This is a genomic window from Xanthomonas bonasiae (assembly GCF_017163705.1).
Lineage (GTDB): Bacteria > Pseudomonadota > Gammaproteobacteria > Xanthomonadales > Xanthomonadaceae > Xanthomonas_A > Xanthomonas_A bonasiae.
In genome coordinates, this window is sequence record NZ_JAFIWB010000040.1 from 1 (window position 1) to 18,425 (window position 18,425).

The 18,425-nt window shown below is 69.5% G+C and carries 17 protein-coding genes; 4 read left to right on the forward strand and 13 right to left on the reverse strand.

What is annotated here, in order from left to right; translation table 11 throughout:
- Positions 1-258: 258 nt before the first annotated feature.
- Together ubiE and JR064_RS21655 are read right to left on the reverse strand one after the other, a co-directional pair.
- Positions 259-1,020 carry a bifunctional demethylmenaquinone methyltransferase/2-methoxy-6-polyprenyl-1,4-benzoquinol methylase UbiE gene (gene ubiE, locus JR064_RS21650; protein WP_179567405.1) on the reverse strand — a complete coding sequence of 254 codons (762 nt, stop codon included), beginning with the start codon at positions 1,018-1,020 and terminating at the stop codon, positions 259-261.
- Between the two features lie 167 nt (positions 1,021-1,187).
- On the reverse strand, positions 1,188-2,336 hold the full coding sequence (locus JR064_RS21655) for a porin (protein ID WP_179567407.1): 1,149 nt from the start codon (positions 2,334-2,336) through the stop codon (positions 1,188-1,190).
- 270 nt (positions 2,337-2,606) lie between these two features.
- Between JR064_RS21655 and JR064_RS21660 the strand changes: the two genes are divergently transcribed.
- Entirely contained in the window at positions 2,607-3,062 is a 456-nt protein-coding gene (locus JR064_RS21660; RefSeq protein WP_179567409.1) for a nucleoside deaminase, read from the forward strand.
- Between the two features lie 13 nt (positions 3,063-3,075).
- On the opposite strand, the gene JR064_RS21665 is transcribed toward JR064_RS21660, so the two are convergent.
- On the reverse strand, positions 3,076-5,244 hold the full coding sequence (locus tag JR064_RS21665; RefSeq protein WP_206231101.1) for a TonB-dependent siderophore receptor: 2,169 nt from the start codon (positions 5,242-5,244) through the stop codon (positions 3,076-3,078).
- A gap of 60 nt (positions 5,245-5,304) precedes the next feature.
- Between JR064_RS21665 and JR064_RS21670 the strand changes: the two genes are divergently transcribed.
- Both JR064_RS21670 and JR064_RS21675 read left to right on the forward strand, forming a co-directional pair.
- Positions 5,305-6,471, forward strand: a complete 1,167-nt coding sequence (locus JR064_RS21670) for an acetyltransferase domain-containing protein (protein ID WP_206231102.1) — start codon at positions 5,305-5,307, stop codon at positions 6,469-6,471.
- Between the two features lie 94 nt (positions 6,472-6,565).
- The gene (locus tag JR064_RS21675; protein ID WP_206231103.1) at positions 6,566-7,930 is read left to right on the forward strand and encodes a DUF2252 domain-containing protein; all 1,365 of its coding nucleotides are present in this window, start codon (positions 6,566-6,568) and stop codon (positions 7,928-7,930) included.
- Positions 7,931-8,280: 350 nt separating this feature from the next.
- Here JR064_RS21675 and hslU read toward each other — a convergent pair whose 3' ends face one another.
- From hslU to JR064_RS21720, 9 genes are all read right to left on the reverse strand, one after another.
- Entirely contained in the window at positions 8,281-9,648 is a 1,368-nt protein-coding gene (hslU, locus tag JR064_RS21680; protein ID WP_206231104.1) for an ATP-dependent protease ATPase subunit HslU, read from the reverse strand.
- Between the two features lie 100 nt (positions 9,649-9,748).
- A complete protein-coding gene (gene hslV / locus JR064_RS21685) occupies positions 9,749-10,300 on the reverse strand; it encodes an ATP-dependent protease subunit HslV (protein WP_003465879.1) in 552 nt (183 codons plus the stop codon).
- A gap of 48 nt (positions 10,301-10,348) precedes the next feature.
- On the reverse strand, positions 10,349-10,645 hold the full coding sequence (locus JR064_RS21690) for a DUF3079 domain-containing protein (protein WP_241093221.1): 297 nt from the start codon (positions 10,643-10,645) through the stop codon (positions 10,349-10,351).
- Between the two features lie 43 nt (positions 10,646-10,688).
- Complete coding sequence (gene xerC, locus JR064_RS21695; protein ID WP_241093222.1) at positions 10,689-11,519, reverse strand: tyrosine recombinase XerC; 831 nt, start codon at positions 11,517-11,519, stop codon at positions 10,689-10,691.
- 140 nt (positions 11,520-11,659) lie between these two features.
- The gene (locus JR064_RS21700) at positions 11,660-12,331 is read right to left on the reverse strand and encodes a DUF484 family protein (protein ID WP_206231105.1); all 672 of its coding nucleotides are present in this window, start codon (positions 12,329-12,331) and stop codon (positions 11,660-11,662) included.
- Positions 12,328-13,182, reverse strand: coding sequence for a diaminopimelate epimerase (gene dapF, locus JR064_RS21705; protein ID WP_206231106.1), 855 nt, complete (start codon positions 13,180-13,182; stop codon positions 12,328-12,330). The genes JR064_RS21700 and dapF overlap by 4 nt, the downstream gene beginning before the upstream one ends.
- Complete coding sequence (lptM, locus tag JR064_RS21710) at positions 13,175-13,426, reverse strand: LPS translocon maturation chaperone LptM (protein ID WP_185815221.1); 252 nt, start codon at positions 13,424-13,426, stop codon at positions 13,175-13,177. Before lptM ends, dapF begins: the two co-directional genes overlap by 8 nt.
- Before the next feature lie 100 nt (positions 13,427-13,526).
- Positions 13,527-13,910, reverse strand: coding sequence for a YbaN family protein (locus tag JR064_RS21715; protein ID WP_003477882.1), 384 nt, complete (start codon positions 13,908-13,910; stop codon positions 13,527-13,529).
- 457 nt (positions 13,911-14,367) lie between these two features.
- The gene (locus JR064_RS21720) at positions 14,368-16,455 is read right to left on the reverse strand and encodes a S9 family peptidase (RefSeq protein ID WP_206231114.1); all 2,088 of its coding nucleotides are present in this window, start codon (positions 16,453-16,455) and stop codon (positions 14,368-14,370) included.
- Positions 16,456-16,663: 208 nt separating this feature from the next.
- Between JR064_RS21720 and JR064_RS21725 the strand changes: the two genes are divergently transcribed.
- Entirely contained in the window at positions 16,664-17,875 is a 1,212-nt protein-coding gene (locus JR064_RS21725) for a pyridoxal phosphate-dependent aminotransferase (protein ID WP_206231107.1), read from the forward strand.
- Positions 17,876-17,891: 16 nt separating this feature from the next.
- Here JR064_RS21725 and JR064_RS21730 read toward each other — a convergent pair whose 3' ends face one another.
- On the reverse strand, positions 17,892-18,371 hold the full coding sequence (locus tag JR064_RS21730) for a hypothetical protein (RefSeq protein WP_241093223.1): 480 nt from the start codon (positions 18,369-18,371) through the stop codon (positions 17,892-17,894).
- Between the last annotated feature and the right edge of the window lie 54 nt (positions 18,372-18,425).

Sequence of the window (18,425 nt, forward strand, 5' to 3'; positions counted from 1 at the left end):
CTTGGCGGCGGGAGCGGCGGCCTCGGTGGGCGCTTCGCGGGAACAACCGGTCGCGATGACCGCGGCCAGGGACAACAACAGGAACGGGGAACGCATGGCGGACAGCACCGGTTCGGGGAAACCGGAAGTTTACCTTGAAGGCTGGGATAACCAGCCATTCGGCTGTGGAAAAGCGGGGATTCGGGGATTGGGGATTCGCAAAGAGCGCATTGCCCCCGCTTTACGAATCCCCAATCCCCAATCCCGAATCCCGGCTTCTCAGATCTTGTAGCCCGAATGGATCGCGACGATGCCGCCGGTCAGGTTCTTGTAGTGGCTGCGGGCGAAGCCGGCCTCGGCCATCATGCCCTTCAGCGCGTCCTGCGGCGGATGCTTGCGGATGCTCTCGGCCAGGTACTGGTAGCTGTCGGCATCCTTGGCGAACAGCTTGCCCAGGCGCGGCAGGATCTTGAACGAATGGAAGTCGTAGATCGGCTTGAACCAGTCGGCGGTGACCTCGGAAAACTCCAGCACCCGCGCCTGTCCGCCGACCTTCAGCACCCGGTACATCTCGCGCAGCGCCGCGTCCTTGTCGGTGACGTTGCGCAGGCCGAAGGCGATGGTGACCAGGTCGAAGCTCTGGTCCGGGAACGGCAGCGCCTCGGCGTTGCACTGCACGTAGTCCAGGCCCGCGACCAGGCCGCGGTTGGTCAGCCGGTCGCGGCCCACCGACAGCATGCCGGCGTTGATGTCGCCCAGGACCACCGCGCCGTCGTCGCCGACCCGCTCCTTCAGCAGCGCGGCGATGTCGCCGGTGCCGCCGGCCAGGTCGAGCACGCGGTCGCCCGGCTTGACCTGCGCGGTGGCCACGAAATAGCGCTTCCAGGCTCGGTGGATGCCCAGGCTCATCAGGTCGTTCATCAGGTCGTAGTTGCCGGCGACCGAGGTGAACACCTCGCCGACCAGCTTCTGCTTGTCCTTGGCGGCGACGTCGCGGAAGCCGAAATGGGTGGTGCCGGACTTGTAGGGGGATTCGCTCATGGCGGGGATTATCGCACTGCTGGCGCCGTCATGGTCTGCGGCGTCCGGTCGCAGCCGCCGCTGCGCCGACCGACCGGGCCCGCCGGCCACGCGGCCGCCGCCCGGCGATCGCACGCCCGCGTCCGCGCCGCGCGCGGTGCGGCGCGCGCGGCCGCTGGGCGCGACCCTCAGAACTTCAGCACCAGGCCGACGTCCACGCCCTCGATGCCGTAGCCGCCGGCGTCGCCCTGGCCGAGGTCGGCGGAGGTCTGCTCGTTGCTGTAGGCGATCGTGCAGGTGCCGCCGGCGCCGTTGTCGATCCGCGCGTAGTCGGCGTAGAGATAGGCCTTGGGCGACAGCGCGTGCTGGTAGCCCACGCCCCACTTGTTGCAGGTGTTGTCCACGTAGGACGAATCGCGCCGGCTCCAGGCCGCCTTCCACAGGCCGTTGGCGCCCATCGGCGCGGTGAAGCCCAGCAGATAGCCCTTGTGCTCGTGATAGAAGCCGAGCGCGGCGACGTCGAACGGCTGCTGGATGTCGATGCGTTCGTAGAACCCGTACAGCTTGATCGGGCCGACGTCGTAGCTGGCCCCGAACAGGTTGATCCTGAGCCGGGTCAAGCCGGGCACGTCGTTCCACCATTCCTCTTCGTGGTCGTAGCCCAGGCTCAGCGGTCCGTTGCTGTAGGCCAGGATCACCGCATACAGCGGACTGCGGCTGTCGCGGTCGCTGACGCCGAGCAGATTCGGCGTATAGGCGAAGGTGGCGTTGAGGCCTCGCCAGGTGGGAGTGACGTAGACCACCGCGTCCTTGGCCCGGGACACCACCACCTGCAGGGAACCGGCGCTGGCGACCGACCGGCCCTTGAACGGATCGTACTGCTTGAGCACCGCGGCGCGCCCGCCGTCGACGGTGCCGCCGAGCAGCGTCCCCCAGCCGCCGGTCGCGCCCAGCCAGGCATGCCGGGTGTAGAACGTATCGCCGCCGCTGCCGGCATCCTTGTCGCCGGTCAGGTCCACGCCGACCTCGACCTCGCCGATCAGGCGGGTGCCGTTGCCCAGGTCGTAGCCGAGCTTGAGGCCGACATTGCTGCCGTCGGAACCGGCGGCGCTCTGCAGGTCGTTCTGGGTGCCCATGTCGGCAACTGCGCCGTTGCCGCCGCGGCGGCCGACGTAGCCGATATCCAGCGTGCCGTAGAGCGAGGCGCTGGCCGCGCCGTCGCTCCATTGCAGTCCCTGCGCCTTTTCCTGGTCCTGGGCCTGCGCCTGCGCGCCGGTCGCCACCCCTGCCGCGGCCACGGCCAGCCCGCCGAGCCCTTTCCACATCGTGGTGCGCATCGCGTGTCTCCTGCAATCGGACAACAGCGTTTCTGCAGCCAGGCCTGCGCCGAGCCGGTGATGCGGGGGATGGGGGTAGAGCGTTCATAGACCCATTCGCGCGGTAAGTAAAGCCGCATGCGCGCGCCGCTGGAACGCTGATGCGGCGCGCGGGCCGGCGCTCGCAAAGTCGCCGCCACCGCAGCCGCCCTGCCCCGCGCCCGGCTTGCGGTGATGACAGCCCGCGCCGCCATGCGCACTATGGCGCTCTCCCGCCAAGGAACGCCTCCGATGATCGCCACGCCCGACTACCGCGCCCTGCTCGACACCGCCATCGCCGAGGCCCGCCAGGGCCTGGCCGAGGGCGGCATCCCGATCGGCGCGGCGCTGTACCACAACGACGGCCGCCTGCTCGGCTGCGGCCACAACCGCCGCGTGCAGGAAGGCGACCCGTCGGTGCACGGCGAGACCGATGCGTTCCGCAAGGCCGGGCGCCAGCGCCGCTACAAGGACACCATCATGGTCACCACGCTGGCGCCGTGCTGGTACTGCAGCGGCCTGGTGCGGCAGTTCAACATCGGCACCGTGGTGGTCGGCGAATCGGTGACCTTCCAGGGCGGCATCGACTGGCTGCGCGACAGCGGGGTCACCGTGATCGACCTGCACAGCCAGGAATGCATCGACCTGCTCGGCGGCTACATCGCGGCCAATCCGGACGTGTGGAACGAGGACATCGGCGAGGACTGAAGCGCCGCCGCGCTCAGAACCGGTACTGCACGCCGGCGCTGACCGTGCGCGCCGCGCCCACGGCCACCCACGGCGTCGCCGCAACCGAACTGGTGTAGTAGGTCCGGTCGAACACGTTGTCCACGTCCAGCGACACGCGCAGCCGGTCGTCGATGCGCCAGTACGCCAGCAGCTTGGCCACGGTGTAGGCCGGCAACCGCGCCGGTGCGATACCGGCGTCGGCCTGCGCCTGGGTATAGGCCTCGGCCAGCCGCGCACCGGTATGGGTGATGCCGCCGCCGAGCCCGAGCAGGCCACCGCCGGGCAGCGGCGTCTCGTGCACCGCCAGCACGCTGCCGTTGAGCTTGGGCACGTTGATCAGGCTGCCGCCGACCTGCAGCGTGTTGTCGCGCAGCACCTGCACCCGGTTCCACGACGCGCTGGCGTTGAGCCGCCAGTGCGCGCTCAGTTGGCCGGACAGATCGGCCTCGGCGCCGCGGCTGCGCACGCGGCCGGCGGCGATCTGGTTGCCCGGATTGCGCGGATCGCCGGTGAGCACGTTGTCCTTGACGATCTCGTACAGCGCCAGCGTGCCGCCGAGGCGTCCATCGCGCGCCTGCCATTTGCCGCCCAGCTCCAGCGCGCGGCCGCTCTCCGGTGCCGGGGTGGTGCTGGTGCCGGTGCCGTACCAGACGTCGGAGCCGTTGTTGGGGCGGAACGAACGCCCCGCATTGACGTACCACGACCACTGCTCGCCCGGCGCATAGCTCAGGCCGATGCGCGGCGTGGTCCTGGCCGGGGTCTGCGCGTAGCGGCCGCCGCTGCGGCGATCCTCCAGCGCCTGCCGGTAGCGGTCGTGGCGCAGGCCGAGCAGCAGCGTCCACTGCGCGTTCAACGCCACCGCATCCTGCAGGTACAGCGCCAGGTTGCGCTGGCGCTCGTGGGTATCGACGAACGGCAGCGGCGTCGGCGGCGCCTGGCCGTAGACCGGCGCGAACAGGTCCAGCGCATACGGTGCGGCGGCGCTGGGGCGGACCCGCAGCATGCGTTGATCGAGCACGAAGTCGTAGGCCTCCATGCCGACCAGCAGGTCGTGGCGCCAGGTCCCGCTGCGCACCTGGCCGCGCAGTTCGGCCTGCAGCGCGCTGTCGCGCGAGGCGAAGTCGCGCCAGCGCCGCTGCCGCCACAGCGTGCGCGCATCGGCCTGCACCGCACTGGGTTCGGTGGAGTAGCCGCGCAGGCTGGCGTCGCGCCGCGACGCGGCGAGCAGCCCGCTCCATGTGTCGGAGAACGCGTGCCGCAGCTGCAGCTGGTGATTGCGGTTCTCGACCTGCACGTCGCCATCGCCCGGCTCGCCGAGGAAGCGCGAACGCGGCAGCGCGCGCAGGTCGCCGCGCACCGCGACCACGCCGCGGTCCAGCGGCGCGCGGTGGCGCAGCCATTCGCCGTTGTAGTCCAGCGTGGTGGCCTCGCCCAGGCGCCAGGTCAGCGCCGGCGCGAGGAAACGGCGCTGCGTGCGCACGACGTCGCGGAAGCTGTGCCTGTCCTCGGCGGCGAGGTTGAGCCGGTAGGCGACGCTGTCGCCCAGCGGCCCGGTGCTGTCGGCCGCGACGCGGTAGGCGTCGTGGCTGCCGGCGGACAGTTCCAGCGCGGTCGCCGGCCGCCACTGCGGCAGTTTGGTGACGATGTTGAGCGTGCCGCCGGGCTCGCTGCTGCCGTACAGCGCGGCGGCCGGCCCTTTCAGGAACTCGATCGCCTCGATGTTGGCGGTGTCGCGCGGCGCGTTGTAGCCGCGGTTGCCGGCCAGGCCGTTGAGCAGGGTCGCACTGCCGGTGTTCTCGTTGCCGGGCAGGCCGCGCACCGCGAAGTTGTCCCACAGCCCGCCGAAGCCGTTCTGCCGCGAGATGCCGCCAACGTAGTCCAGGGTGCCGTCCAGATGCGTCGCACCGAGGTCGTCGATCGCCTGCCGCGGCAGCACCCGCACCGATTGCGGCAGCTGGCGCAGGCTCAGCTCGGTCTTGCTGCCCTGGGTGGCATCGGCGTAGTAGGTGCCCGAATCGCGGCGCCCGACCACGCGCACCGTGTCCAGTTCGGCGGGCTCGGACGCGGCGTCGAGCACCGCATCGGCATCGGCCGGACCGGCACTCAGGCCGGCCAGCAAGGCGGCGACGAAGGACAGCGACTGCGGCGAACGTGGCGGCATGGAGCGAAGCACCCAAAAAGAAATGTTATATTATTTCAATACTGACACGAACCGCAGCGCATGTCTTCCGCTTCCCCCGCTCTTTCCCCCACATCCTCGCGCCTGGCCTCGATCGATCTGCTGCGCGGCACCGTGATGTCGCTGATGCTGCTCGACCATGTGCGCGAGACGTTCTACCTGCACCACCCGATCGGCGATCCGGTGGACGTGGAAACCACCGCCCCGGCGCTGTTCGTGGCGCGCGTGCTGGCGCACCTGTGTGCGCCGGTGTTCGTGTTCCTGACCGGGCTGTCGGCGTGGCTGTACGCGGCGCGGCAGCCGCATGGCCGCAAGGCAGCGGCGGCGTTCCTGCTCAAGCGCGGGCTGTTCCTGATCGTGCTGGAACTGACCCTGGTCAACTTCGCCTGGACCCTCTCGTTCCCACCGCAGGTGCTGTACCTGCAGGTGATCTGGGCGATCGGGCTGAGCATGCTGGCGCTGGCGGCGTCGCTGTGGCTGCCGCGGCCGCTGCTGGCGCTGCTCGGCGCGCTGCTGGTGGCCGGACACAACCTGCTCGACGGCGTGCACGTGCCCGGCGACGGTCCGCTGGCCACGGCCTGGGCCGTCCTGCACGACCGCGGCTGGCTGCAACTGGGCGACATGCGCGTGCGCACCTCGTATCCGTTGCTGCCGTGGATCGGGGTGATCGCGCTGGGCTATGCGGCCGGCCCCTGGTACGGCGCCGGCACCGCGCCGGCGCAACGCCGGCAGCGCCTGCTGGCCTGCGGCCTCGGCGCGCTGGCGCTGTTCCACCTGCTGCGCTGGCACAACGGCTACGGCGATGCGCCCTGGCGCGACCAGGCCGACGTGGCGCACACCGCGATGAGCTTCTTCAACCTGACCAAGTACCCGCCGTCGCTGCTGTTCCTGCTGCTGACCCTGGGCGTGGGCCTGCTGTTGCTGCGCCTGTACGAACAACCGCGGCTGGCGCGGGCGCTGGCGCCGCTGGCGGTGATCGGCGCGGCGCCGATGTTCTTCTACCTGCTGCATCTGTACGTGCTGAGGCTGCTGTACCTGGCAGCGCTGGCGTATTGGGGGGCGAACCACGGCGCATTGTTCGGCGTGGACAGTGTCGCGGCGCTGTGGGCGATCGCCGCGGTGTTGGGCGTGGCGCTGTACTGGCCGGTGGCGGCGTTCGCGCGACTGAAGGCGCGCCGCCGCGACCTGGCCTGGCTGCGCTATCTGTAGCGACGCCCGCGCCGGGTCGGCCCGGCCCCGGATTCATCGCCGTGCAATGCCGGCATGCTCGACTGGTCGCCCTGTCCGCGCCTGGAGACCTGCGATGCCCACCCGCCTGCCGCGCCTGCTGCTGATCGGCCTGATCCTCGCCGCCACCGCCGGCTGCGCCACCGCCGCGAGCCAGCGCGACGCCTGGGTGGTGCAGCAGATCCACGACTACAACCATCCCTATGCCGCGCAGCAGGCCGAGCTGGACACCAAGATGGCGACGATGGCCGGCAGCGCCTACGCGTTCTATCGTGGCACCGACCATCTGTTCTACCAGGACATGAAGACCCTGCCGGCCTCGCTGTGGACCAGCCCGCAGACCGGCTACACCTGGCTCGGCGGCGACACCCACATCGGCAACTTCGACGCCGCGCGCGACAGCAGCGGCAAGGCGGTGTTCAAGGTCGCCGACTTCGACGAAGGCCATCTCGGCCAGTACGTGTGGGACCTGCGCCGGCTGGCGGCGAGCATGGTCCTGGCCGGGCGCGACAACGGCCTGTCCGACAGCGACATCGGCAGCGCGATCGAAACGATGGTCGGTGCCTACCTGGACAAGATCGGCGACTTCAAGGGCAGCGACGCCGAGAAGAGTTTCCAGCTGGCCAAGAGCAACACCAGCGGCGTGGTGGCCAAGGCCATCGACAGCGCCGACGGCAAGAGCCGCAGCAGCCTGCTCGGCAAATACACCGCGGTCAGCGGCGGCAAGCGCACGTTCCAGAATCTGGACAACCTGGTCGCGGTGGACAGCGCCACCTACGCGGCGGTCGCCAGCGCGATGAACGGCTATGTGGCGTCCATCGCGGCATCCAAGCGCTATGCGACCAGCTACTACACGATCAAGGACGTGCGCCAGAAGCTCGGTTCGGGCACCGGCAGCCTGGGCCGGCAGCGCCTGTACGTGCTGGTCGAAGGCGCGAGCAGTTCGACCGGCGACGACGTGATTCTGGAATGGAAGCAGGAAGCGGCCAGCGTGGTCGCCGTCGCCGCGCCGTCGCAGATGCCCGCCTCCAGCTACGACAACCACGAAGGCGAGCGCGTGGCGCGCACCGCCAAGGCGCAGACCCTGGATGCCGACGTGCTGATCGGCTACGCCAGCGTCGCAGGCGTGCCGTTCTACGTGCACGAGAAATCGCCGTTCCAGGAAGACCTGGACCCGACCGCGATGAGCAGCGCCGGCAAGCTGGCCACCGCCGCCACCTACCTGGGCCAGGCGCTGGCCTCGGCGCACGCGCTGTCCGACCAGGACTACGATCCGGCGGTGGTGAGCTACAGCATCGACAAGCAGATCGATGCCGCGGCCAGCAGCAAGAGCGGATTGAAGTCGGAACTGCGCCAGTTCGCGTTCGACTATGCGGCGCAGGTGCAGCTGGACTGGCAGGGATTCGTGGCTGCGTACCAGGCGGGGACGCCGCTGTACTGAGCGTGGGGGGGGCACCGCCACGAACCCTGTAGGAGCGGCTTCAGCCGCGACCGGGCGTTACCGGTAACGCCCGGTCGCGGCTGAAGCCGCTCCTTACAGGGTTCCGGAGACCGATGCCCTGGCAGGCATTCGTGGCCGCATACTAGCCAGCAGCGCCGTCGCGCTGCGAGGCGTGCGTTCCTGCATCTCCGGTTTGCAGATGAATTCTGTGGGAGCTACTTCAGTCGCGACGCAGCTTTCCCAGGAAAGCCCATCGCGACTGAAGTCGCTCCCACAACTGTACCGACCGCAAGCAAGTAGTTGCGCGCACTGCGGCGCAGGCTCGCCTGCGCCCAGCCGGCACGCCGGAGTTACAGGATGTAACGGCTCAGATCCGGATCCTGCACCAGCTCGCCCAGGTGCGTGTTGACGTAGGCGGCATCGACGACGACGCTCTGGCCGTCGCGATCCGGCGCCTCGAAGCTCAACGCATCGAGCAGACGCTCGAGCACCGTGTGCAGGCGCCGCGCGCCGATGTTCTCCTGGCGCTCGTTGACCAGGAACGCGATCTCGGCAAGGCGGTCGATCGCATCCTCGGTGAAGCTCAGGGTCACGCCTTCGGTCAGCAGCAGCGCTTCGTACTGCTTGCTCAGTGCCGCCTTCGGCTCGGTGAGAATGCGGATGAAATCGTCCTTGGACAGCGCCGACAGTTCCACGCGGATCGGGAAGCGGCCCTGCAGCTCCGGGATCAGGTCGCTGGGCTTGGCCAGGTGGAACGCGCCCGAGGCGATGAACAGGATATGGTCGGTCTTGACCGTGCCGTACTTGGTGCTGACGTTGGAGCCTTCGACCAGCGGCAGCAGGTCGCGCTGCACGCCTTCGCGCGACACGTCGCCGCCGGACGACCCGGCCTCGCCGCGCTTGGCGACCTTGTCGATCTCGTCGATGAACACGATGCCGTGCTGCTCGCAGGCCTCGATCGCCGCGGCGCGCACGTCTTCTTCGTTGACCAGCTTGCCCGCCTCTTCCTCGATCAGCAGCGGCCGCGCCGCCTTGATCGTCAGCTTGCGCGACTGCGACTTGCTGCCGCCCAGGTTGGAGAACATCTGCCGCAGCTGCTGGCCCATTTCCTCCATGCCCGGCGGGGTCATGATGTCCATGCTGACGTTGACCGCCACGTCCAGCTCGATCTCGCGCTCGTCCAGTTCGCCGGCGCGCAGCATGCGCCGGAACTTGCTGCGGGTGTCGTTGTCCTGCGCCGAGGGCTCGTTGCGCGCGGCTTCCGGATCGAAGCCGATGCCGGCGCTGCGCCGCGGCAGCAGCGCGTCGAGGATGCGGTCTTCGGCGCGCTCCTCGGCCTGGGTGCGCACGCGGGTCTTGGCCTGTTCGCGATACAGCTTGACCGCGGTGTCGGCCAGGTCGCGCACGATCTGCTCCACGTCCTTGCCGACGTAGCCGACCTCGGTGAAGCGCGTCGCCTCGACCTTGACGAACGGCGCATTGGCCAATGTCGCCAGGCGCCGCGCGATCTCGGTCTTGCCGACGCCGGTGGGGCCGATCATCAGGATGTTCTTGGGCATCACTTCGTTGCGCAGCGCATCGGGCAGCTGCATGCGCCGCCAGCGGTTGCGCAGCGCGATCGCCACCGCGCGCTTGGCGTCGTGCTGGCCGACGATGTGGCGGTCCAGCTCCTGCACGATTTCGCGCGGGGTCATGGTTGAGGTGTCGGGATTGGGCATTGGGGATTGGAGATTCGTAAGAGCGGAGTAGGAACGATCGAGGCGTGTCCGAGCACAGGGAAAGGAGCGCTTTTGCGAATCCCCAATCCCGACTCCCGAATCACAGCTCCTCGACCACCACGTTGCGATTGGTATAGATGCAGATGTCGCCGGCGATGTTCAGCGCTTCGACCGCGATGGTCTTGGCGTCCAGTTCGGTGTGGCCGAGCAGCGCGCGCGCCGCCGACAGCGCGTAGGAGCCGCCGGAGCCGATGGCGATGATGCCGTCCTCCGGCTCGATCACGTCGCCGGTGCCGCTGATGATCAGCGAGGTTTCCTTGTCGGCCACCGCCAGCAACGCCTCGAGCTTGCCCAGGCGGCGTTCGGTGCGCCAGTCCTTGGCCAGTTCCACCGCTGCGCGGGTCAGCTGGCCGTGCTTCTCGAGCTTGGCCTCGAACAGTTCGAACAGGGTGAACGCATCGGCGGCGGCGCCAGCGAAGCCGGCCAGCACCTGGCCGTCGCGGCCGAGCCGGCGCACCTTGCGCGCATTGCCCTTCATCACGGTATGGCCCAGCGTCACCTGACCATCGCCGGCCACGGCGACATGGCCGTTGCGGCGCACCGACAGGATCGTGGTGGCGTGGAAAACGTTGGGATTCTGACTGGGGTCCATGCGGCCTCCTGAGCGGTTCTTCAGGTGTGGGGGCATGCCGCCTCCCGTTCAAGCATGCGCGTGTCGATCCTCGCCGATCTTCGCGCGTCCCGGATGCTCGGGCTCCGGCTCGATGCCCCACAGCAGGTACCAGTGCTCGCCCTGCAATTCGATCGGATGCATGACGCGTCCGGAGCCGTTGCCGCACGCCAGGTCCGCCGCCGCGCAGTAGCGGTCGCACCCCCAGCAGATCCGCTCGGGATGTGCGGGTTGCAACGGAAAGGGTTTCGCCATCGACCTGCCTCGCTGCATGTTCCGGCGGACAGTGTCCCCGCCCGCAGCGGCGCGCGCCTTGATCCAGAACAAGCGCGCGAACGGACGGACTTACCGCGTCCGTGCGTTCAGCCGGTCACGACTTGCGCCTGGCGCGCGGGTGCGCGGCGTCGTAGACCTTGGCCAGGTGCTGGAAATCCAGGTGGGTGTAGATCTGCGTGGTGGCGATGTCGGCGTGGCCGAGCAGTTCCTGCACGCCGCGCAGGTCGCCGGAGGATTCGAGGATGTGGCTGGCGAAGCTGTGCCGCAGCATGTGCGGGTGCACGTGCTTGAACAGGCCCTGGCGCCCGGCCAGCTGCTTGATCCGGATCTGCACCGCGCGCGCGCCGATCGGCGCGCCGCCGCGGCCCGGAAACACCGGCGCCTCGGCCGCCGCCTTGGTCTCCGCCTGCCATTCCAGCAGCGCCTTGCGCGCGTGCGAGCCGACCGGCACCAGCCGCTGCTTGTTGCCCTTGCCGAGCACGCGGACCAGGCCGCTGGCGAAATCCAGGTCGCGCCAGCGCAGCGCGCACAGCTCGCTCAGGCGCAGCCCGGAGGAATAGAACAGTTCCAGCAGTGCGCGGTCGCGCAGGCCCAGCGGCACGTCGGTCGGCACTTCGACCAGGCGCACCGCCTCGTCCGCGTCCAGTACCTGCGGCAGCTTGCGCGGCGCCTTCGGCGCGCGCAGCGCGGCGGCCGGACTGGCGGCGATCTGCCCATGCTTGAGCAACCACGCATAGAAACTGCGGCACGCCGACAGGCGCCGCTGCAGGCTCTTCGGCGACAGCCCGCGGCGGTGCTCGGCGGCGATGAAATGGCGCAGCTGCTCGGCGCCGAGCGCGGCGATGTCGCCGCCGGCATTGTCCGCCGCCCAGGCCGCCAGCGCAGCGAGATCGCGGCGGTAGGCGTCCAGGGTGTGCGCGGACATGCGCCGTTCGACCTGCAGATAGCTGAGGAACCGGGATTGGGGATTCGGGATTGGGGATTCGGCATCAACAGCCGACGCATCGGCGCGCGCGTCGGCGCGCTTTTTCCGAGTCCCGAGTCCCGAGTCCCGCGTCCCGCCCTTCATGCGAAGCGCTGCAGCGCCACCGTCAGCGACTCGCCCATCATGCGCAGGAACAAGGTGCCCATGCCGGGATAGAAGCGGTTCGGATCGCGGCTGCCGACCGCGAGCAGGCCCACGCCCGGCAACGGCAGCAGCGCGGTGGACTGCACGTCCTCGACGCGCTCGGCGTACAGCAGCGCCTGCTTTTCCGGCTGCAGGCGGCCGCAGATCGGCTCGCCGTCCTTCAGGCAGTCGCGAAACGGCGCCAGCCGCGGATCGTCCTGCGCCAGGATCTGCAGCCACGGCGCCTGCTCCAGCCCGGGCACCGGCCACAGCAGCACGATGCTGACCAGGTCGCCCTGGAAATCCTCCTGCAGCGACGCGGCCATCGCGCGCACGCTGTCGGCGGCGCTGGTCTGCCGCATCAGCGCCAGGGTCAGCTGATGGGTCCGCACCGCCAGGCGCTCGTTGACCTGGGCATTGCCGGCCAGCTCGGACAGGCGCCGCGACAGCTCGCGGTTCTTGTCGCGCAGCACTTCCAGCTGGTAGCTCGCCAGCGACGCGGTCGGGCCGTCGTCGCGCGGCACCACCAGGGTCAGCGCCAGGTCGGGGAACTGTTTCAGGAACGCCGGATGGCGGCGCAGCCATGCGGCGATTTCGTGCGCGCCGATCTTGTCCTGGGTCTCGCTCATCGGATCCACTCCCCATCGAAAACGAATGCGGCCGGCCCGGACATCACCACCGGCGCCGCGTCGTGCGGCCAGCGGATGTGCAGCTCCCCGCCGGGCAGCACCACGCGCACGTCGCGGTCCACGCGGCCGCGCTGGATCAGCACCGCCGCGGCCGCGCAGGCGCCGCTGCCGCAGGCGAGGGTCTCGCCGACGCCGCGCTCGTACACGCGCAGGCGCACATGGCCGCGGTCGATCACCTGGGCGAAGCCGACATTGACCGAATCGGGAAACGACGCGTGCTGCTGCAGCAACGGCCCCAGCCGTTCGAGCGGCGCCGCATCGACCAGGCCCACTTCCAGCACCGCATGCGGATTGCCCATCGACACCGCGCCGAAGCGCACGCTGCCGCCTTGCAGCGGCAGCACATACTCCTCGCGCATGCGCGGGAAGCCGATCAGCGGAACGTCCTCCGGGGCGAAGCGCGGCACGCCCATCGCCACCGCGAACTGGCCGTCGGCGCCGCGTTCGATGCGATGCGAGGCGAACGGACTGTCGATGACGAACGGATCGCTGCCGGCGGCGCCGTCGCGCACCAGCCAGGCGGCGACGCAGCGCGCGCCGTTGCCGCACTGCCCGGCCAGGCTGCCGTCGGTATTCCAGATGCGGTAGCTGGCCACCGCCTCGGCAGTGCGCGGCGCTTCGATGGTCAGCAGCTGGTCGCAGCCGACGCCGAAATGGCGGTCGGCCAGGCGCACCGCCAGCGCTGCGTCCGGCGGCGGAGTGCCGTCGCGCAGGTCGAGCACCACGAAATCGTTGCCCGCGCCCTGCATCTTGGAAAAGCGCAGGCGCGCCGCGACGCTGGCCTCACTCATTCCCATCGGTGGGCGTGGTGCTGGTGTCGTCGGTCGGCTTCTGCTGGCCATCGACCGGCTGCGCCTGGCCGGCCGGATCGGTGGTGGCGGGCGGCGTCGCGTCGGGCGCGGCGGCCGGTGCGGCTTCCACCGGAACCGGCTTCTGCGGCATCACCAGCGGGCCCTTGTTGCCGCACCCGGACAGCGCCAGCAGGGCGGCGCCGAACAGGGCGATACGGATCGGATGACGGAACGATGTGCTCATGCGCCGAGTATAGCCAGAAGGGCATGAACCGGCTGTGCCGCCTGCCACGCTGCGGCCAGGCGCAGCCACGCCTGGGTCGATGCAGACGCGCGCTCCCGCTTCAATCGCGCGGCGGCGGCTCCGGGCGCAGCCACAGCCACAGCGCCACGCAGCTCATGCAGCCGATCGCCACCACCTGCACCCATGGCTTGTGCACGAACAGCAGCAGCACCAGCGCACACACCGCCATGGTCAGCGTGGCCATCCACTTGCCGCGGCGGCTGACCGCACCGTGCGCTTCCCAGTCGCGGATGCTGGCGCCGAAACGCGGATCCTCCAGCAACCGCCGGCGCAGGCGCTCGGAGCCGCGCGAGGCGGCATAGGCCGAGATCAGCACGAACACCGTGGTCGGCAAGCCCGGCACGAAGATGCCGACGATGCCCGTCGCCAGGCTGACGTAGGCCAGCAGCCACCAGGCCCAGCGGAAACGGGAAGGGGGTTCCATCGGCGCATGATAAAGCCGCGGCCGGATGGCGACGCGGACCTTGCGGTGCCGGGCGCCGTCGCTTCGTGCGCCCGGAACGACGCAGCGCGCTGGCCGAAGCTGGATGCCGTTGGGACTGAAGTCCCTCCCACGGTGCACCCACCGGCACTCGCCGCAGCTGTCTCTTGCAGGAGCGACGTCAGTCGCGACGAACGAAGCCGGAAACCGGGCCGGCTCCGGAACCTCGTGGTCGCGGCTGAAGCCGCTCCTACAGTGCACCCAGCCAGCCGAGCGCACGCCACTGTGGGAGCGACTTCAACTGTGGGAGCGACTTCAGTCGAGACGAGCCAAGCCGGAAGCCTGGCTGACCTTGGGAACCGTCGTGGCTGAAGCCGGTCCTAAAGAACGCTGGCGGCGCACCGGCCGGGTGCACTGTAGGAGCGGCTTCAGCCGCGACAGGATGCCAGACCAGCCGGCGCTACTTCGCCGCCTGCTCCACACCCAGCTGGTCGAGCATGAACGCGTACGACTCGGCCTGCTCGCGATAGCGGCGGAAGCGCCCGGACTTGCCGCCGTGGCCGGCTTCCATGTTGACCCGGAACACGATCGGGCGGGTGCCGGTGTTGTCGTCACGCAACTTGGCCACCCACTTCGCCGGCTCCCAGTACTGCACCTGCGAATCCCACAGGCCGGTGCCGACGAACAGCGCCGGATACGCCTGGCGGGTGACGTTGTCGTACGGCGAATAGCCGAGCATGTAGTCGTAGTACTGCTTCTGCTCCGGATTGCCCCACTCGTCGTATTCGTTGGTGGTCAGCGGAATGCTCGGGTCGAGCATGGTGGTGACCACGTCGACGAACGGCACCTGCGCCACCAGCACCCGGTAATCCTGCGGCGCCATGTTCGCCACCGCGCCCATCAGCAGGCCGCCGGCGCTGCCGCCGGCCGCGGCGACGCGGTCCGGCGCCGCATAGCCCAGCTTGACCAGGCCGCGGGTGACGTCGATGAAGTCGGTGAAGGTGTTCTTCTTGTTGAGCAGCTTGCCCTGGTCGTACCAGTCGCGGCCCATCTCCTGGCCGCCGCGGATGTGCGCGATGGCGTAGACCACGCCGCGGTCGAGCAGGCTGACCACCGGCAGGTTGAAGTTGGGATCGGTGGACATGCCGTAGCTGCCGTAGGCGTACTGGTACAGCGCCGCGGTGCCGTCCTTCTTGAAGCCCTTCCGGTACACCAGCGACACCGGCACCTTGACCCCGTCGCGCGCGGTCACCCACACGCGCTCGGTCTGGTACTTGTCGGCGTCGTAGCCGATCACCGGCTGCTGCTTGAGCAGCTTGCGCTCGCCGGTGCGGGTGTTGAGTTCGTAGGTGGTGGCCGGCGTGGTCAGCGAGGTGTAGCTGTAGCGCAGCCACGGCGTGTCCGGTTCGGGATTGACCGACAGGCCCATCGAATACGCCGGCTCGTCGGCCTTGACGTAGTCCTCCTTGCCGTCGGCGAAGTGCAGACGGATCCGCTCCAGGCCGTCGGAACGCTCGGCGATCGCGGTGAAGCCGTCGAACAGCTCGAAGCCGTCGATGAACACCTTCTCGTCGTAGGGCAGCCAGGCCTGCCACTGCGAGCGCTTGGTGGCGCCGTCGGGCGCGGTCATCAGCGCGTAGTTCTTGGCCTTCCAGTTGGTGCGGATCACCCAGCGCCCGTCGAAATGGTCGGCGCTGTACTCGACGTCGCGCTCGCGCGGCGCCAGCACGGTGAAGCGCTGCGGGTCGGCGGCCGGCGCGTAGCGCTGCTCGGAGGACACCGTGCTCTCCACGCCGATGACGATGTACTTGTCGTCGCGGGTACGGCCCACGCCCATGTAGAAACTGTCGTCCTTCTCCTCGTAGACCAGGACGTCCTGCGCGGCCGGCGTGCCCAGCACATGCTTCTTGACGCGCACGGTGAGCAGGGTTTCCGGGTCGTTCTCGACGTAGAACAAGGTCTTGTTGTCGTCGGCCCAGACCACCTCCGGCGACACGCCCGGCACGCGGTCGGCGTAGATCTCGCCGGTGTCCAGGTTCTTGAAGCGCACCACGTACTGGCGGCGGCCGACGTCGTCCTCGGTCCAGGCCAGGATACGGTTGTCCTGGCTGACCACCGCATCGCCCAGGCTGAAATAGCCCTTGTCCGCGGCCATCGCGTTGACGTCGAGCAGGATTTCCTCCGCCGCCTCCATGCTGCCCTTGCGCCGCGCATGCACCGGGTAGTCCTTGCCGCTCTCGAAGCGGGTGTAGTACCAGTAGCCGCGCTCGCGGTACGGCACGCTGCTGTCGTCCTGCTTGATGCGACCGACGATCTCCTTGTACAGCGTGTCTTCCAGCGGCTTGAGCGGCTTCAGCACCTGGTCGGCGTAGGCGTTCTCGGCATTGAGATACGCCAGCATCTGCGGATTCTCGCGCTTGTCGTCGCGCAGCCAGTAGTAGTCGTCCTGGCGGGTGGCGCCGAACGGCGCGGCGACCGTATGCGGCTGCTTGGCCGGATGCGGCGGGGTGGCGTCGGTGGCGAGGGCGGAAGCGAAGGGCGCGGTCATGAGCAGCAGAAAGCTCGCTAGCAGGGAACGGTGATGCATCTAATGGGGCTCCGGCGGCAGTAACGCAACCAAGGACGCGCCGCCCGGGCCGGGAGACGGCAGGCATGCGGCGCGGCGCCGCACGGTGCCGGCCGAGTCTCCGCGAGACGCCGCATCCTGGCAAGCGCGCGCAACGATTTCGTGCGCCGCGCTCCTCTATCATCGGGCCATGAACCCGCTTCCGACCGAACCCCGTACCGCGCCGCACGCGCTGCCCGCCTACAGCCAACGCAGCCGCGACATCGAACCGTTCCACGTGATGGCGCTGCTGGCCCGCGCCAACGAACTGGAACACGCCGGCCACGACGTGATCCACCTGGAGATCGGCGAACCGGACTTCACCACCGCCGCGCCGATCGTCGCCGCCGGCCAGGCCGCGCTCGCGGCCGGCCACACCCGCTACACCGCCGCGCGCGGGTTGCCGGCGCTGCGCGAGGCGCTGGCCGGGTTCTACCGGCAACGCCACGACGTGGACCTGGACCCGGCGCGGATCATGATCACCCCCGGCGGTTCCGGCGCGCTGCTGCTGGTCAGCGCGCTGCTGGTGGATCCGGGCAAGCGCTGGCTGATGGCCGACCCCGGCTATCCGTGCAACCGGCATTTCCTGCGCCTGGTCGAAGGCGCGGCGCAGCTGGTGCCGGTCGGTCCGGACAGCCGCTACCAGTTGACCCCGGCCTTGCTGGACGCGCACTGGAACGCCGACAGCGTCGGCGCACTGGTCGCCTCGCCGGCCAACCCGACCGGCACCCTGCTGGACCGCGCCGAACTGGCCGCGCTGGCGCAGGCGCTGCAGGCGCGCGGCGGCCACCTGGTGGTCGACGAGATCTACCACGGCCTCAGCTACGGCATCGACGCGCCCAGCGTGCTTGAGGTCGACGACAGCGCCTACGTGCTCAACAGCTTCTCCAAGTACTTCGGCATGACCGGCTGGCGCCTGGGCTGGCTGGTGGCGCCGCGCGCGGCGGTGCCGTCGCTGGAGAAACTGGCGCAGAACCTGTACATCAGCGCCTCGAGCATCGCCCAGCATGCGGCGCTGGCCTGTTTCCTGCCGGAAACCCTGCAGATCCTGGAAGCGCGCCGCGCCGAATTCGGCCAGCGCCGCGACTACCTGCTGCCGGCGCTGCGCGCGCTAGGCTTCCGCATCGAAGTGGAACCGCAGGGCGCGTTCTACCTGTACGCGGACGTGAGCGCCTTCACCGACGACGCACAGGCGTTCTGCGCGCATTTCCTGGAGACCGAACACGTGGCGTTCACCCCGGGCGTGGACTTCGGCCACCACCGCGCGCGCCAACACGTGCGCGTCGCCTACACGCAGAGCCTGCCGCGGTTGCAGGAAGCGGTGGCGCGCATCGCGCGCGGGCTGGAGCGCTGGTCGCGCTGACGCGCGCGCGCGACGCTCAGTCGCCGCATCCCACCAGGTCGAAGAACTGCCGAGCGCTGCCTTCGCGCTGATCCGACGGCGTGCGGTACCACAGCAGTTCGCGCAGCTCCGGCACCAGGAAATGCGCGGGCGCCGCGTCGCCGCGCCGCGGCACACGATCCAGCAAGGTGTAATCGGCATCGGTGCCGATGTATTCGGCATCGCCGAGCGGACGCGCACCACCGTCGGGATCCGGCGCCTGCCAGGCCGGCACGGTCGGGTCGGCGATCGAGGCCAGCATCTGGCGTCCGTCGCTGCCGCCATCGGCAGGGAGGAACCAATACGCCCGGCCGCTGCGCGCCGATTGCAGGCGCAATGCCAGATGCGCCGGCCACGCCAGGCCGGACTCCACCGCGACGAAGCGCGCGGTGAGCGCAGGATCGTCGCGCAACGCATAGCGCGCACGTTCCACCGTGCAATGGCTGGCCACGAGGGCCAGCGCCAGGTTCAGCAGCATCGTGCTTTCTCTTCGTGCCACGACAAGACGAAGGTCCGCTTCCGGGCCCGGAAG